The organism is Christiangramia flava JLT2011, assembly GCF_001951155.1.
Taxonomy (GTDB): domain Bacteria; phylum Bacteroidota; class Bacteroidia; order Flavobacteriales; family Flavobacteriaceae; genus Christiangramia; species Christiangramia flava.
The window spans coordinates 2,417,651-2,434,019 of record NZ_CP016359.1; the positions used below are offsets into that span (position 1 = coordinate 2,417,651).

7 protein-coding genes and 1 tRNA gene are annotated in these 16,369 nt (G+C 45.5%); 7 read left to right on the forward strand and 1 reads right to left on the reverse strand.

Annotated elements, in window-relative coordinates; genetic code table 11:
• The first annotated feature begins 86 nt into the window (after nucleotides 1-86).
• Together GRFL_RS10600 and GRFL_RS10605 are read left to right on the forward strand one after the other, a co-directional pair.
• Nucleotides 87-539, forward strand: coding sequence for a GatB/YqeY domain-containing protein (locus GRFL_RS10600; RefSeq protein WP_083644596.1), 453 nt, complete (start codon nucleotides 87-89; stop codon nucleotides 537-539).
• Nucleotides 540-545: 6 nt separating this feature from the next.
• Nucleotides 546-619, forward strand: a tRNA-Arg gene (locus GRFL_RS10605).
• 96 nt (nucleotides 620-715) lie between these two features.
• On the opposite strand, the gene GRFL_RS10610 is transcribed toward GRFL_RS10605, so the two are convergent.
• Nucleotides 716-1,564 (reverse strand): universal stress protein, encoded by an 849-nt coding sequence (locus tag GRFL_RS10610; protein ID WP_158091617.1) that lies wholly within the window; start codon nucleotides 1,562-1,564, stop codon nucleotides 716-718.
• A gap of 607 nt (nucleotides 1,565-2,171) precedes the next feature.
• On the opposite strand from GRFL_RS10610, the gene GRFL_RS10615 reads away from it, so the two are divergent.
• From GRFL_RS10615 to GRFL_RS10635, 5 genes are all read left to right on the forward strand, one after another.
• Nucleotides 2,172-5,399, forward strand: coding sequence for a SusC/RagA family TonB-linked outer membrane protein (locus GRFL_RS10615; protein WP_083644598.1), 3,228 nt, complete (start codon nucleotides 2,172-2,174; stop codon nucleotides 5,397-5,399).
• Between the two features lie 12 nt (nucleotides 5,400-5,411).
• Entirely contained in the window at nucleotides 5,412-7,208 is a 1,797-nt protein-coding gene (locus GRFL_RS10620) for a RagB/SusD family nutrient uptake outer membrane protein (protein WP_083644599.1), read from the forward strand.
• Between the two features lie 28 nt (nucleotides 7,209-7,236).
• Nucleotides 7,237-8,793, forward strand: a complete 1,557-nt coding sequence (locus GRFL_RS10625; RefSeq protein WP_083644600.1) for a DUF4957 domain-containing protein — start codon at nucleotides 7,237-7,239, stop codon at nucleotides 8,791-8,793.
• A gap of 215 nt (nucleotides 8,794-9,008) precedes the next feature.
• A complete protein-coding gene (locus GRFL_RS10630) occupies nucleotides 9,009-14,474 on the forward strand; it encodes a pectinesterase family protein (protein ID WP_083644601.1) in 5,466 nt (1,821 codons plus the stop codon).
• Nucleotides 14,471-16,321 (forward strand): right-handed parallel beta-helix repeat-containing protein, encoded by a 1,851-nt coding sequence (locus tag GRFL_RS10635; protein WP_083644602.1) that lies wholly within the window; start codon nucleotides 14,471-14,473, stop codon nucleotides 16,319-16,321. The genes GRFL_RS10630 and GRFL_RS10635 overlap by 4 nt, the downstream gene beginning before the upstream one ends.
• Nucleotides 16,322-16,369 lie beyond the last annotated feature (48 nt).

Genomic DNA, 16,369 nt, shown 5'->3' on the forward strand with positions numbered 1-16,369 from the left:
AGCCGGGTAAGTTACTTAAATTTGGAAGGATAATTAAATGTGATTTTTAAGAGAAAATTTTATCTTCGCAGGGAAATTAAAGCACGATGAGTTTACAGGATAAGGTAATGGCTGAAATGAAAGCCGCGATGAAAGCCAAAGACAGCGCTAAACTGGAGGCTTTAAGAGCTGTGAAAAGCGCCATTTTACTGGCAAATACTGAAAGTGATTCTAAAGACGGCCTTTCTGAGGAAGAGGAACTGAAATTGCTTCAAAAGCTGGTCAAGCAACGCAAGGAAAGCGCCCAGATCTATCAGGAGCAGGGGCGGGAAGATCTTGCGGCACCTGAACTGGAACAGGCTTTGGTGATCGAAGCTTTTCTTCCGGAGCAATTATCGGAAGAAGAAGTGGAGGCTAAAGTAGAAGAAGTGATCGCGAAAACCGGTGCCAGCGGTATGCAGGACATGGGAAAAGTGATGGGAATGGTGACAAAAGAGCTCGCCGGTAGAGCGGATGGGCGTACCATTTCGACGATCGTAAAGCAAAAACTGAGCAATTAAAATACTGGCCCCGTAGTTCAACTGGATAGAATATCAGATTTCGGCTCTGAGGGTTGAGGGTTCGAATCCTTCCGGGGTCACAAAATGCCGAAGTAGTAAAAACCACGCCTGATCGCGTGGTTTTTTGTTGGAATATGTTCCGGAATTCCTGCTCTTCAAAAATAGCCTGTCGTTGATCATTTCAGTTTTTCAGACTGTAAGATCAGAAATGGAAATCGCAGGTGAAGATCCAGTTCCTTGATCACGGGCTCCCGGAAGAACTGCCAGTTTTGGTGCTTGAATTTTACCATACACAAGAGGTCTACGTGGTTTTCCTTCATGTGTTCTGCAATGGCCCGGGAAACTTCCAGGTGCGTAGGCAAATATTCAATCGCTGCATTCGGGTTTTCCAGCGTCTCTTTCAGCAGCCTGTAATTTTTCCATTGGCTGGTTTCCATATCTTCTTCATTTCCGGAGTGGACGAACCGTATCGACGAATGGTAGGTTTCTACGATCGCTTTTAAGATCGGAAAATTGGCAATTTCCGGCTCCATTTTGAAATCGGTTGCAAAATCAATGCTCAGCGGTTCGGAAAAATCGGTTTCCCTAGGGATGATAAGAATAGGTGTGGTAGAGAGGTGCTGGATCACCGAAAGGGTTTTTCTTCCGAAGAAGCGTTGCGATAAACCCGATTTTCCTTCGGTTCCCATCACTACCAGATCAATGTGCTGTTTTTCGATCTGTTCTTTTATTGCCTGGACGAGAGGCAATTCAGTCGTGACGGTCTTAAATTGATTATTCCCCGTGGAATCGCGTTTGATGGAATGCATTAGTTCCATATTCTTTTCCATCGCCTCCTCCCTTACTTTCAGGTTGTTTTCGCGTTCCATTTCATTGATTAGTAAATAACTGGAATTGGTAAGCCGGTCGTTATAGGAATGGAGGATCACAAAGTTGCAGATCTCATCCCTGAACAGCCGGGTGGCATAGTGCAGTGCGCAATAGGCATTTTTTGAAAAGTCGGTACAAACAAGAATATTTTTCATAATATCAGTATAAATTGGCCATGTGAAAAGCTGTTTCATCGGTTTTCACAATCTAAAATTACGGTGGGCAGGGAGCTTATGCTATGATGGAAATCATCTTTTGACAGATTCGGTTCTGCGACTTTTCAGAATATTTCAGGAACTTTCGGCGGATATTTTCTGAATTTTCCACAGGGAATTTTAAAGTGTCCTGAACGAAGTTTAGGAATGAGGTATTCCGAATTTTTATGGGCCTGCAGAAATAATTGGAGTAAGAATATTTCTACTGCTTAACAATGTAACCGATTGCCTAAACATTTTTGTGCAATTGCGAATGTTTGAAAGCCTTGGCATTTGATTGTCTATATCATAATTAAGAGGGTTTCAAATTGTTAAAAATTCAATTTATTGAGATTAAAATTTTTAAATTAACATTAAATTAGTATAATTGTGTAATCGATTACGCCAATAAAAATTTCAAAAGCCTAACGTACCTTATCCTTAATAGTAACCACGCGATTTTGTACCTCTAGTTTTTGACCTGTAGTTGGCCGGATGCCCGGAGCGGAAGCTGTTTCCTTTTCGGGATAAATTAATTTCAAATTTTTAACTAACTATTAATTGAACTATGAATGATAAATCATTACTAGGCAAAGGGTCAGTATTTATCTGGAGGTTTCTGTTGCTTATTTTATTTTGCGCTCCGGGTATGGTCCTGGCGCAGGATTCCGTAACGGTTACCGGAACAGTAACCGGTGCAGATGATCAGGTTCCGCTGCTAGGTGTGAATGTTGTTGAAAAGGGAACATCTAATGGTACCATGACCGATTTTGACGGAAACTACTCCCTGGATGTTTCAGGTCATAACGCCGTTTTGGTGTTTAGTTATGTGGGGTATCAGACCACGGAAGTTTCACTTAACGGTCAAACTGTGCTGGATGCGGCGTTGCAGGTAGATTCCAACGCACTGGATGAAGTAGTGGTGGTGGGATATGGTACCACCAAGAAATCAGACCTTACAGGATCGGTTGTTTCCATTTCGGGGAATGATCTTACAGAACAGGCCAAATCGAGTGTGGCTGAAACGCTTACCGGTAGACTCCCCGGAGTACAGGTGCTTTCCACAGAAGGTTCTCCAGATGCCGAGATCAATATCAGGATTCGCGGTAGCGGGTCTTTAACGCAGGACAGCTCGCCATTGATCATCGTGGATGGTTTCCCGGTGAACAGCATGAGCGACATTAGCCCAACAGATATTGAAAGCATTTCCGTATTAAAGGATGCTTCATCTACAGCGATCTATGGATCTCGTGGAGCGAACGGGGTAATCATTATTACTACGAAAGACGGTAAAAGCGGAAAAGTGAGTGTGAACTTCAATACGTTCTATGGTTTGCAGAAAATTGCCAATACTATTGATGTCTTGCAGCCGGAAGATTTCGTGAAGTGGCAATACGAATACGCACTTTTAGAAGATGCTGAAAATATTGATTCTTACGAGAAGTATTTTGGATTATGGCAGGATTACGACCAGTATATTGGCCAGGAAGGTAACAACTGGCAAAAACAGATCTACGGAAATATGGGGCGCGTTCAAAGTCATGACCTGGCCGTTCGTGGCGGGACAGACAAGATGAACTTCAACTTCAACTATGCGCGTTACGATGTAAATACCATCATGGCCGGTTCGGCTTACACGCGTGATAACCTCGCACTGGCCCTGAAGAGCCAGGCTGGTGATAAAGTAGACCTGTCTTTTACGCTTCGTTATTCTGATACCGAGATCAACGGTGGAGGAACTAACGAGCAAAACGAAATTTCTTCGGCTGATTCCAGGCTGAAGCATAGTGTAGGATATTCTCCAATACCAATTTCCGGTTTGACCACCACGGCTACTGATGAAGCGATTGCCAGTTACCTCGTGAATCCTTTCGTGGCAGTGGCAGATAATCAGCGTCAACAGCTTCGTAAGAACTTCAATATGCTTGGAAGTTTTGGATGGGACATCCTTCAGGACTTGAGATTCCAGTCAGATTTTGGTTTGGACAACCGAACCGATCAGGATTTTAGATATTACGGTCGTTCTACTTATTATTCTAATAACCGACCTTCAGCAGATAACCAGGGCTTACCATCACTGGTCTACAGCGATCAGAAAAGAGAAAGCTTCAGAAATGCCAATACCATTAATTATGATTTCAATGAGTGGCTGGGCGAGGATCATGCCCTGAAGTTATTGCTTGGGGAAGAGATGATCATCACGAAGAACAACGAAGAAACTTCAGAAATACAAGGTTTTCCAAAAGATTTCGATTTTGAGACCACTAGAAAATTAACCACTCAGGGAACACCACAATCAGTAGATAACTTTTACAGCCCTGATGATAAGTTGTTATCTTTCTTCGGAAGGGTGAACTATGAGTTTCAGAATAAATATTTGGTAACTGCGACCTATCGTGCCGATGGTTCCAGTAAATTTTTGGGTGATAACCGATGGGGGTATTTTCCTTCCGCCGCTGTTGCCTGGAAGATCAAAGAAGAAAACTTCCTGAAAGATGCGGAATGGCTAAGCGCCTTGAAGATCAGGCTGAGTTATGGTGAGGCGGGGAATAACAATATTCCTTCGGGACAGACAGTTCAGAGTTTCCAGTCTAATACCACGACTTACCTGAATGATATTCCAACTTACTGGTCGGCCTCCAGAACGCTGGCCAACCCGGACCTGAAATGGGAAACTACGGTAACTCAGAATGCCGGTCTGGATTTTGAAATGTTCAGAGGAATTTTGAGCGGTAGCGTGGAAGTGTATAAAAACCTTACGACCGATCTTTTGGTGAATTTCCCGGTTCCTGGAACAGGTTACCAGAGCCAGTATCGAAACCTTGGGGAAATCCAGAATACAGGTATCGAAGGTTCCCTGAATATCAATGCCATCAATAAACTGGATTACGGTTTGAGCTTTGCTTTCAACATTTCAGCTAACAGGAATAAGATCAATTCTCTTGGAGAACTGGAAGATTTTGGGCAGAATACCAACTGGGCCTCCACGCAGATCGGGAACGATTACGTGGTGCGTGTTGGCGAGCCAATCGGGATGATGTATGGCTTCAGAAATGACGGGCGTTACGAGGTTTCAGATTTTGATTTTGATGCGACCACTAATACCTATACTCTAAAACCCGGCGTGGTAGATAACAGCGCAATCGTTGGAACTGTACGACCAGGTACGCTGAAGCTGCAAGATCTGAACAATGACGGAGTGGTAGATGTAAATGACAATACCATTATTGGAAATGCCAATCCAGATTATACCGGTGGTATGGTCATCAATGCATACGCTTACGGTTTCGATTTTTCAGCAGCTTTCAATTACAGTGTTGGAAACGATGTGTACAATGCGAATAAGATCGAATTCACAACGGCTAATCAAAATGGCCAGTATCGTAACCTGAGCACGATCATGGCAGACGGGCAGCGGTGGACGAATCTTGATCCTGAGACAGGCATGCTGATCACCGATCCAGACCAGCTTGCTGCGGCCAACGCCAATACCACTATGTGGTCGCCTTACATGCAGAATTACGTGTTCAGCGACTGGGCCGTGGAAGACGGTTCTTTCCTAAGACTGAATACGATCACTTTGGGATACACGCTTCCGGATTCTTTAATGTCTAAAGCCGGTATTTCCAAACTGCGATTCTATGTAACCGGAAATAATGTATTTATCCTTACAGATTATTCAGGCCTGGATCCTGAAGTTTCTACCAGACGTAAAACGCCGCTTACTCCGGGAGTAGATTACTCACCGTTCCCAAGAAGCAGGCAGGTAGTGTTTGGATTAAACCTTAATTTTTAAAATTAGAAGAAAATGAAAAACTTAATAAAAATCTGTACAGTATTACTGCTAACAGGTCTGTTGATATCATGTGAGGAGGAAGATTTTGAAAATGACTTCTTGGAAGCACCTGCAAAATCTACGTTGGATGAGTCGATCATTTTTTCAACGGTTGATCTTGCTAAAGGCGCCGTAGACGGAATTTTGGAACCAGTGGGGCAGACCAACTCTTACCGCGGTAGATTCATCCCTTACTATGGTTTCAATACCGATGTGGAATATAATTACAGTTCAGATGACGAAGGAAGTGCAGATGCTGACCTGGTAGCCTATGATGCCAAGCCGAACAACTCCCGAATGAATTCTGAAAACAACGCCTGGGCCATGATGTACCAGGGGATCGAAAGAGCCAATATCGTAATCCGTGGATTGAGAAACTACGGAAACCCCGAACCGGGAACCGAATTTGGTCAGCTTTTGGGGGCAGCCCTAACGTATCGCGCGATCTATTATGCTGATTTGATGAAAGCTTGGGGCGACGTACCCGCCCGTTTTGAACCTATTACAACGGAAACCATTTACCTGGGAAAGACCAGTAGAGATACCATTTATAAAAGACTGATCGCAGATCTTGGAGAAGCTTCCACGCTGGTAGCCTGGCCAAATGAAACCGCTGCGACCACGACGGTAGAGCGAATCAATAAAGCCTTCGTTAAAGGCTTCCGTGCCCGTCTGGCCATGGTGGCCAGTGGGTACCAGCAATATCCTGACGGAATTAGGAGAAGTAATGATCCAGATCTTTCCGTTCAGAAAATGTATCAGTTAGCGCTGGACGAGTGTCGTGCAGTGATCAACAGTGGGAAGGCTTCGCTGGAACCAACATTTGAAGGGTTCTGGAGAAAATACAACCAGGAAAATATCAATGCCGGCGGAGAATCCCTGTGGGAAATCCCATTTTCAAGCGGTAGAGGTAGAGTGTTGTTCTCTTTTGCCGTGCGTCACCGTAGCGTAGACCAGTTTACCGGTCAGCCACGTGGTGGAACTGCCGGCCCAACTCCAACAGTTTATTACGATTATAATGAAAATGACCTTCGTCGGGATGTGACCTGTGTGCCTTACGAGTGGGGTGCAGCAGTAGAGGGTATCGCCCAGCAGCAACTGGTGGGAATTGATACCTGGTACTTCGGAAAATATCGCTACGAGTGGATGGATCGCTACGTGACTTCCACCAACGATGACGGGGTGAATTTTATCTATATGCGTTATGCAGAAGTTTTACTAACTGCTGCGGAAGCTGCCAATGAACTTGAAGGTCCGGGAGCTGCGGCACCATACCTGAAAGAATTGAGAAGAAGAGCCTTCCCATCAGCCCAACAGGCTGAAATGGTGGATGCCTACGTAGATGCACTTTCCAGTAAGGAAGCCATGTTCGATGCAATCGTGGAAGAATACAAATATGAATATACCGGTGAGATGGACCGTAAAATGGATCTTATTCGCTGGAATCTTCTGGGAACAAAACTGGACGAGGAAAAAGCCAAACTTAGCGACCTGAATACCCGAAGCGGAGAATATGCAAATGTTCCAACCACGCTTTATTATAAATATGAAGAAGATGGTTATACGCTGGATATTTATGGGCTGAACAGAGGAGAAACCGGAAACCCTGGTCCAGAATACTCTGCATTCAACTGGGATCAGCCTTTAGATGAAATGATCAATACCATTTATAAGCCTGGAGTAGATCCAGATCAAAGACAATTCTGGCCAATCTGGCAAGTCTTTTTGGATGCGAGTAACGGTAAACTAACGAATGATTATGGTTACTAGACCTTTAACAGATTTAATTTTTAAGACTATGAATTTTAAACACATCTTTAAAAGTGTACTGGTAGCCCTGGTCCTTCTGGGCACAGTTACTGGATGCGATTATGATACAGAACTGATAGAGGAACTTCCGGTGGAAAGGGAGTTTGCTCCGGTAGCCCTGAAAGCTTTTGTGCGAAATCAGGTGAACGTGGAGCTGAACTGGACCGTAAATGAGAACGTGAACAGTTATATTGTGGAATTCAGCGCTAACGATCCCAGTTTTGGTAACATTACTAAAACGCTGGAAGTGACACCAGATGAATTACCCGTCTTGGTGCCGCTGGAAGGAGAAACACTGTATTCTATCAGGGTGAAAGCCATCAGCTCTCGCGGGCTGGACGACTCTTCCTGGGCAACGACCACGGCGCAAACGCTGACCGAACAATTGTTCCTGGAAGGAGATCCAAGCGATATTAAAGCTCTGGAAGCTACCCTAAGATGGGTTGCCGGCAGTGATGTAACCGAAATTCGTCTCAGTCCTGGTGACATCGTTTATACCCTTTCCGAAGAAGAAAAAGCAGCCGGAGTGGCGACAATAACCGGTCTTACCTCAGAAACCGAGTATACTGCAACTTTACTGAATGGAAGCAAAGTTCGTGGCCTGAAGGTCTTCACTACGGGAATCGATATTGGTACCGGAAAACTGGTAACTCCGGAAGACGACCTGCTTCAAATGATCACAGATGCTGTGGCCGGTGATATACTGGTATTACAGGAAGGTGATTATACCGAGCAAACCGGAACCATTACACTGGATAAATCCCTGACCATTCGCGGTCTCAGAAGTTATGATAAGCCCCTGCTGCGCGTGAACTTTGAAATTACCACCGGTGCAGAAGATGTCTCGTTGATCGATCTTGACCTTCAGGGTGATGGCGATGGTTCTTCCACATTATCAGACGCGGTACGTTATACCGGCCCGGGTAATTTCAATACCCTGTTGATCAGCGGCTGTAATATCCATGATTACGCGCGTTCGTTCATCGCCGGAAATGAGACCGATGCGATCCTGCAATCTTTAACAGTTGAAAACAGTATCATACACGATATTTTCACTTCTGGAGGAGACTTCATCGATTTCAGAAATTCTGATGTGCTCAATGTATTGCTGCAAAACAGTACGTTCTATAATTGTGCTCCGGGTCGTGATTTCATCAGGATGGATGCTGCAGGAACGACCAATGATACAGGCCAGACTTCCAATATCGTGATAGACAGCTGTACCATTTATGCCAGTGCCGATTCTGATAGCCGAAGATTGTTGTATGTTCGGTTTGTATCTAATGACGTGACGGTGACTAATACCCTGATCGCCGAAACAGAATCTGAAGGTTATGCTGATAGAGAGGGAATAGATGAATCTCCTACTTTCAGCAATAACAATTACTTCAACGCGCCAGGTTTCTATGATACCGCTCAGTACATCTATGATGACAGCAGTTATACCACCCTGGATCCTGGATTTGTAGACCCTTCAACCGGTGATTTTACCGTTACTAATCAAACTTTGATAGATAACATGGTGGGTGATCCTCGCTGGAGATAAGATGAATTTTAATTTTAAATAATAGGAAGGGTATGCGTGTGAAATTCATGCATACCCTTTTTTACATGATATTTTCAAAACAGGTTGTTCAAATTAAGTGTATCGAAATCCGAAAACGATTTCGGAAAGCTTGACAAGCCCCATGGATTTACCCTTTGAAAGTTGACTGAAATAACCATTATCAAGCTATTCAATTCAAACTAAATCTTTATGGAATGATGAAACAATTACAATTTCTGGCCCTTCTGCTCTTTTTGGGAATTTGGCAGGGTCATTCACAAAATTTACCAGATGTCTGGGATTTCGGCGCCACCCAGCTCGATGCCTCATCCTACGATAACCAGCTGGATGTTGATGCCATCAACGCCTGGTACGATTCTTCGATTGCCCCTGGAACAACAGGTATAAATTTACCCGATTTTGTGGCTGGCGACCTTACCTGGACCGGCGGCGGAAATGATCGTCTAAGAACTTCCAATACGGCCCTGACCCGCTACGATGAGAATATTTCAGATTATGAAGATTTCAAAGGAAGGATCTACATCAACTCTTCCGGAGCCACCGGAAGGTTCTTCAGCCTGGAGCTGCAGGAAGATGATGAGGTGACACTTTGGGCGACCACCCAGAACGGAACCGGCCAACTGCATTTTGAATATGCTGCTGATCCTGAGATGCAAAATGACGTGATTCCCGTAACCAAGGAGCTTACCGAATTGAATTTCGTGGCCAAAACCGCCGGAACGTACCGTATTTATGACGATACCGATAAGCCAAGTTATTTCCGGATCATTCGAAAAGCTGCGGAATATTCGGCAGTTTCGGGTAGTGTGGACCTCACGGGCGCTTCAGGAATTCCTGATGGATATAGTCTGAATTTCACCAACGAAGCCGGAAAAACCTGGTCTGCCAGCGTTTCCGGAGGAACCTATAGCCTGAATTTGCTAATTGGCGAGCAGTACCAGCTTTCATTGGAAGGAGCCGAAGGATACAGTATTACCAGTGCGACCAGCCTGGAAGTCACTGAAAGTTCGACCAGTTTCGACGTGACTATTCAGAAGGACGGTGGAGCTTCTTCCAGCGGACTTGCCGACGTTTGGGATTTTGGAGCCACACAATTAGACGCTTCAGAATATAATAACCAGCTGGATGTTGATGCCATCAACGCCTGGTATGATTCTTCAATTGCCCCTGGAACAACAGGTATAAATTTACCCGATTTTGTGGCTGGCGACCTTACCTGGACCGGCGGCGGAAATGATCGTCTAAGAACTTCCAACACGGCCCTGACCCGCTACGATGAGAATATTTCAGATTATGAAGATTTCAAAGGAAGGATCTACATCAACTCTTCCGGAGCCACCGGAAGGTTCTTCAGCCTGGAGCTGCAGGAAGATGATGAGGTGACCCTTTGGGCAACCACCCAGAACGGAACCGGCCAGCTGCATTTTGAATATGCTGCTGATCCTGAGATGCAAAATGATGTAATTCCCGTAACCAAGGAGCTTACCGAATTGATTTTCGTGGCCAAAGCCGCCGGGACATACCGTATTTATGATGATACCGATAAGCCAAGTTATTTCCGGATCATTCGAAAAGCTGCGGAATATTCGGCAGTTTCGGGTAGTGTGGACCTCACGGCCGCTTCAGGAATTCCTGATGGATATAGTCTGAATTTCACCAACGAAGCCGGAAAAACTTGGTCTGCCAGCGTTTCCGGGGGAACCTATAGTTTGAATTTGCCAATTGGCGAGCAGTACCAGCTTTCTTTGGAAGGAGCCGAAGGTTACAGTATTACCAGTGCGACCAGCCTGGAAATTACGGAAAGTTCGACCAGTTTCGACGTGACTATTCAGAAGGACGGCGGAGCTTCTTCCAGCGGACTTGCCGACGTTTGGGATTTTGGAGCCACACAATTAGACGCTTCAGAATATAATAACCAGCTGGATGTTGATGCCATCAATGCCTGGTATGATTCTTCGATTGCCCCTGGAACAACAGGTATAAATTTACCCGATTTTGCGGCTGGCGACCTTACCTGGACCGGCGGCGGAAATGATCGTCTAAGAACTTCGAATACGGCCCTGACCCGCTACGATGAGAATATTTCAGATTATGAAGATTTCAAAGGAAGGATCTACATCAACTCTTCCGGAGCCACCGGAAGGTTCTTTAGCCTGGAATTGGAGGAAGATGATGAAGTTACTTTTTGGGCTTTAAGCCAGAATGGGAATGGAAAACTGCATTTTGAATATGCAGCTGATCCTGAGATGCAGAATGATGTGATTGCGGTGGGTGCCGAGATCACCGAAGTACATGTGGTGGCCAAAGCCGCCGGAACATACCGGATCTATGACGATACCGATAAACCGAGTTATTTCAGGTTTATCAGGAAAGCCGCCAGTTATGTGACCCTTACCGGCGCGGTTGACCTTGCGGGGGCAACAGGAATTCCAGCCGATTACCAGATCGTTTTCACCAATGAAGCTGGCAAAAGCTGGAGCTGGACCGCTGATGGGGAGAACTATTCGGTGCAATTACCGGCAGGATATACCTATGAACTTTCCCTGGAAAATGCTAACGGCTACATTATTTCCAATGGCAGCAGCCTGGAAGTGAATGCAGGCACCACCAGTTACGATATTGCTATTCAGAAAGTGGAATTATACGAAGTTAGCGGGGCGATCACCGGTCTTGGTGATGCTTTAAGTGAACTTGCAAGTCTGGATTTCGTTCCAGATCCTGAAGCTAACAGTATTTATGTTCCCGAGCCCATGGTTGATCTGGATGCAGGCACCTATTCGGTACAACTGGAGGCAAATATGGCCTATACCATTGAAGGGGAAGGGGTGAATGACTACTTTATTCCTGAAAACACCGTGGAAATTACTGCTAATACCAGCAGGGATATCGAATTTGAGAAAAAACCCTTACAGGATGTCAGCATTGTGGCCAATGGTTTAACTGATGCTCAAAAAAGCGATCTGGTACTCACTTTTACCAATTTGAATGAACCGGATTATACTTATACATTTTCTGATATTAACACGATCGCTCTAAGAGACGGTGTGTATGAGATAAGCCTGAGCGGCCTGGATCAATACCCGCTTCAATTGGCACCGACTTCCAATTTGGTATTAGACGGAGTAGCGGTTTTCAAAAGCCTGGATTTTGAGCAGGTGATGAACTGGAGCTTTGATGATATGGATATCACTACAGATACCGAATATTATAAAGGACTGATGTTTACCGGAAATATCAAAAATGAGAAAGCTAAGGGCCATCTGGCTGCCGGTAGCGGAGGAACCATCAGTGTGCCGATGCAGCCCGGACAGAAAATGGTTGTGACTTATTATTATGCGGCAGATTTTTCCATAGACGGTGGTGATGCGATCACGACCAGCAGCGGAAGTACCTCTCAGCTGGAAACCACCACTTACGAATATCCTGGAACTGAAGCAGGAACAGCGGTGATCACGATCAACGCTACTTCTTACATCACCAATATCGAGATTATTGATGTGGTGGCTTATGCTGCGGAAATTACCGTGGGTGAAGACAAAGATTACCAAACGATCAACGGGGCGCTGGACGCGATTTCCCGTATGGATCGGCCAAATTCGGAACGTGTAACAGTACTGATCGATCCAGGTAACTATGAAGAAATGCTGGTGATTAACCAGGATAACGTAACGCTGAAAAATGCTGCGCTAATTCCAAGTATCGAGCTCACCAACCAGGGAGTAGACATTGCTTCGAATGCGGTTCGGGTGACTTCCTATTATGGTTACGGTTACAATTACTACAGCCAGGGAACCGATAATAAGTGGAATGCCGATATTTTGGCGGTAAACAAGGCCAACGGAAGTCAGCCATACAATAACGTTTCCGGAACGACCAACGCTTCCTACTGGAACGCAACCGTGGTGGTTTCGGCAGATGGTTTTATTGCCGAAGATTTGATAATTGAAAACTCTTTCAACCAGTATATTTCTAAAAAGGAATCGGAAGACGTTCTCGTACTGGTTAGCGGAAATAAAGGTGAACGCCCAACAGATTATGGCAACACCAGCGTACAGGACAGAAGTTTTGTGGAACGAGCAGCGGCCATTGGTATCGCAAGCGGTTCAGACAAAGTGATCCTGGATAAGTGCCGAATCGTGGGAAGACAGGATTCTTTCTATGGAGGATCTGATACTCGAGTGGTGGTGTACAAAGGAGCCATGATGGGTGCGGTAGATTATATTTTCGGCGGAATGACGGCCGTATTTTATAAAACTGATCTGGTAATGAATACCAGCGACGTGAGTAGCGATGCGGCATATCTTACGGCTGCTCAGCAAAGTGAAGGCCGCGGATTCCTGATGTATGAGTGTAATATCATCTCTACGGAACCCGGGGTGAATACCGCTTCCACTTACGGCGCCAAGCCAGGCTTCTTCGGAAGACCATGGCAGGCCAATACCAGTGAAGTAGTGTTCTTCCAGACGACCATCGACACTTCTTCCTATCCTGGATTTGAAGGTAAATCACTTATTGATCCGGAAGGCTGGAGAAGTACTTTGGGAGGAGAAAGTGAAAAGATGTATGAGTATGGAACCATCGAACTTTCTGGAGTAGATCATTCCGCAGATCGTGTGGCTTGGGCTACCGTACTGGAAACTCCGGTGCTGAAAGATGATACCGAGATCACGACGTTCAACTTTACCAAAGGAAACGACGGCTGGGACCCCCTGCCACAAATGGAATCGACAGATGATACCGACCATGACGGAATTCTGGACGTAGATGATAACTGCGTTTCCACACCGAACCCAGACCAGGCCGATATGGACGGCGACGGAATAGGTGATGTATGCGATGATAGTGACGGCGATGGGCTGGTAGATGCAGAAGACAGCTGTCCTAATTCTCCGGAAGGAGCCATCGTGGACGTTTTTGGATGCGAGGTTTTTGACCTTGCGGCTGATAATTATACCATTACCGTGCACGATGTGAGCTGTAACGGAAATAGTGACGCTTACATCAGCATTACAGCGATGGATACCAATTATACTTATAACGTAGCGGTAAGCGGTGACGGAAACGGTTCCGCAACACTTTCTGAAGCCAATGCTTTTTCAGCTAATGTGGAAAATCTTTCAGCTGGAAATTATGAAGTATGCATCACGGTAGATTCGAACGACACTTATGAGCAGTGCTTCCGTGTAAGTATTGACGGTCCAACGCCAATTTCGGCCTATTCTTCCGTAGATTATGGGGCAAATACCGTAACCTTTAACCTTACGGGCTCCAGCAATTATACCATTGAACACAACGGCAAGATCAGTACCACGCAACAATCGCAGGTAACGCTGGATCTTCAGAAAGGCCGAAACAGTATTCGAATTCATACAGACTCTGATTGCCAGGGTGAGATTTTCAAGGAAGTATTGCTTTCAGAAGAAGTGGTGCTGTTCCCGAACCCTACCCGTGGTGACCTCAAGGTTTACATAAACGGCGAAGACAGCAGGATTGACCTGAAACTGATGGACATCAACGGGAATGTGAAAATTTCCAGGAAAATGGATGTTCCGGAAGATCGGGTGATCGATTTAGATCTTACAGATTACCGAAATGGTGTCTATTTCCTGATGCTGAACTCAGAAACGGTTAGTAAATCACTTAAAATTATAAAATCATGAAAAATTTGATCAATAGACTTCCTTTTAAAGCCGTCGTGATTTTTGTGGTGAGCCTTTTAGTGGCTTCCTGCTCGAAAAGTGATGATTCAGAAATGATGGTGGTCGAAGCACCGGGCCAGGCAGACCTGGTGCTGCCTCAGAACAACACTGAATGTGAAGTGGGGGACGTGGTCGCCAATATGGCCGAAGTGGCTTTTGAATGGACAGAAGCGACCAATGCCGAGCGTTATGACCTGACGGTGACTAACCTGGTAACACAGGAAGTCACCCTGCGTCCCAATTTGATGGATACGCAACTGGTCGTGAGACTGGAAAGAGGATATCCGTATTCCTGGAATATTACCGCCAAGAATGCCGGTGAAGAAACCACGGTGTCTGATTCCTATAAATTTTATGTAGCTGGGGAAGCAGGCAGTAATAATGTGCCTTTTCCGGCGATTCTGGTCTCTCCGGAATCTGGAGCAACGATCAATCCGGTAGACGGAAAAGTGACTTTGGAATGGGATTCAGAAATGACCGATTCTGATGGTGATGCACTTACGTTTACAGTTTTTGCTGATACGGTAGATGGAAACCAGGAACCTGACGATGCCTGGACGGGCTTGACCGAAACATCCCTGGAGATCAACGTAGAATCTGGTGAAGTTTACTACTGGCATGTGGAAACCAGCGATGGCAAAAACGTGGCGATCAGCAATACCTATTCATTTAAAGCAGGAGAAAACACCTCTTCGATAGACGGGAAGATCGTGACCACTGTCCAGGAACTGCTCGACGCAATCGAAGCAGCCGTTCCGGGGGAAAATATCTATGTGAGAGGCGGTGATTACAGTTTCAGCAACACTATAGAGATCAAAAAGAGCGGTACTGCCGGTAATATGATTTCCCTGCTGGCGCACCCGGCAGATGATACCAGGCCGAAATTTGATTTTTCAGCAATGTCTGAAAGTTCTTCCAACAGAGGGATGGAACTGGAAGGCAGTTACTGGCATATCATGGGAATTGACGTGTTCAAGGCGGGTGATAACGGGATGTTGATCACAGGAAGTAACAACCTCGTGGAATTCTGTACTTTTTCGGAATGTGCTGATACCGGGTTGCAACTGGGAAGTGGCGCTGCCAGTAATACCATCCTGAATTGTGATTCGTATTTCAATGCCGATTCCTCCCTGGAAAATGCCGACGGGTTTGCGAGTAAGCTGGACGTTGGTTCCGGGAACAAGTTCGTGGGCTGCCGAGCCTGGCAGAACCTGGACGATGGCTGGGACGGCTATTTGAGAGGAGCGGATAATGTCACCACAACTTATGAGAACTGCTGGGCCATCATGAATGGTTACCTGAAAGACGGAAGTCTAGGTGCCGGAGACGGCAATGGTTTCAAGACCGGCGGAAGTGATAACAAAGACCTGAAGCATAATGCCATTTATCTGCAATGTATCGCTTTTGGTAACAAGACCGATGGGTTTGATCATAACAGCAATCGTGGGGAGGTGACCATTTACAACAGCGCCGCCTATGATAACGGCAGGAATTATGGTTTCAGCAATACCAACCCGTTGGAGTTGCTCACTATCAAGAATAGTGTGGCTTTGGGTGAAACCGGAAGCATCAACGCAACCACTCTGGATGTGACCAATAATAGCTGGATGGATGGTATTGTGACCAGCCACGAAGATTTTGAAAGTATTGATTATTCTGAATTGCTGGCGCCACGACAGGAAGACGGAAGCCTTCCCGATGTTGATTTCTTTCATTTGAAGGCCGATAGTGACTTGATCGATAAAGGCGTAGACGTTGGTTTACCATACAATGGAGCAGCTCCAGATCTTGGACCATTTGAATATTAGGTGAAAGTTGAATTTGGATTAGATTCACAACAAAACACCACCAATCGA

Bases quoted from the DNA above. Each gene is read 5' to 3' on its own strand.
- GRFL_RS10620 (WP_083644599.1), top strand. From the start codon at position 5,412: ATGAAAAACTTAATAAAAATCTGTACAGTATTACTGCTAACAGGTCTG.
- GRFL_RS10600 (WP_083644596.1), top strand. From the start codon at position 87: ATGAGTTTACAGGATAAGGTAATGGCTGAAATGAAAGCCGCGATGAAA.
- GRFL_RS10635 (WP_083644602.1), top strand. From the start codon at position 14,471: ATGAAAAATTTGATCAATAGACTTCCTTTTAAAGCCGTCGTGATTTTT.
- GRFL_RS10625 (WP_083644600.1), top strand. From the start codon at position 7,237: ATGAATTTTAAACACATCTTTAAAAGTGTACTGGTAGCCCTGGTCCTT.
- GRFL_RS10610 (WP_158091617.1), bottom strand. From the start codon at position 1,564: ATGAAAAATATTCTTGTTTGTACCGACTTTTCAAAAAATGCCTATTGC.
- GRFL_RS10615 (WP_083644598.1), top strand. From the start codon at position 2,172: ATGAATGATAAATCATTACTAGGCAAAGGGTCAGTATTTATCTGGAGG.
- GRFL_RS10630 (WP_083644601.1), top strand. From the start codon at position 9,009: ATGATGAAACAATTACAATTTCTGGCCCTTCTGCTCTTTTTGGGAATT.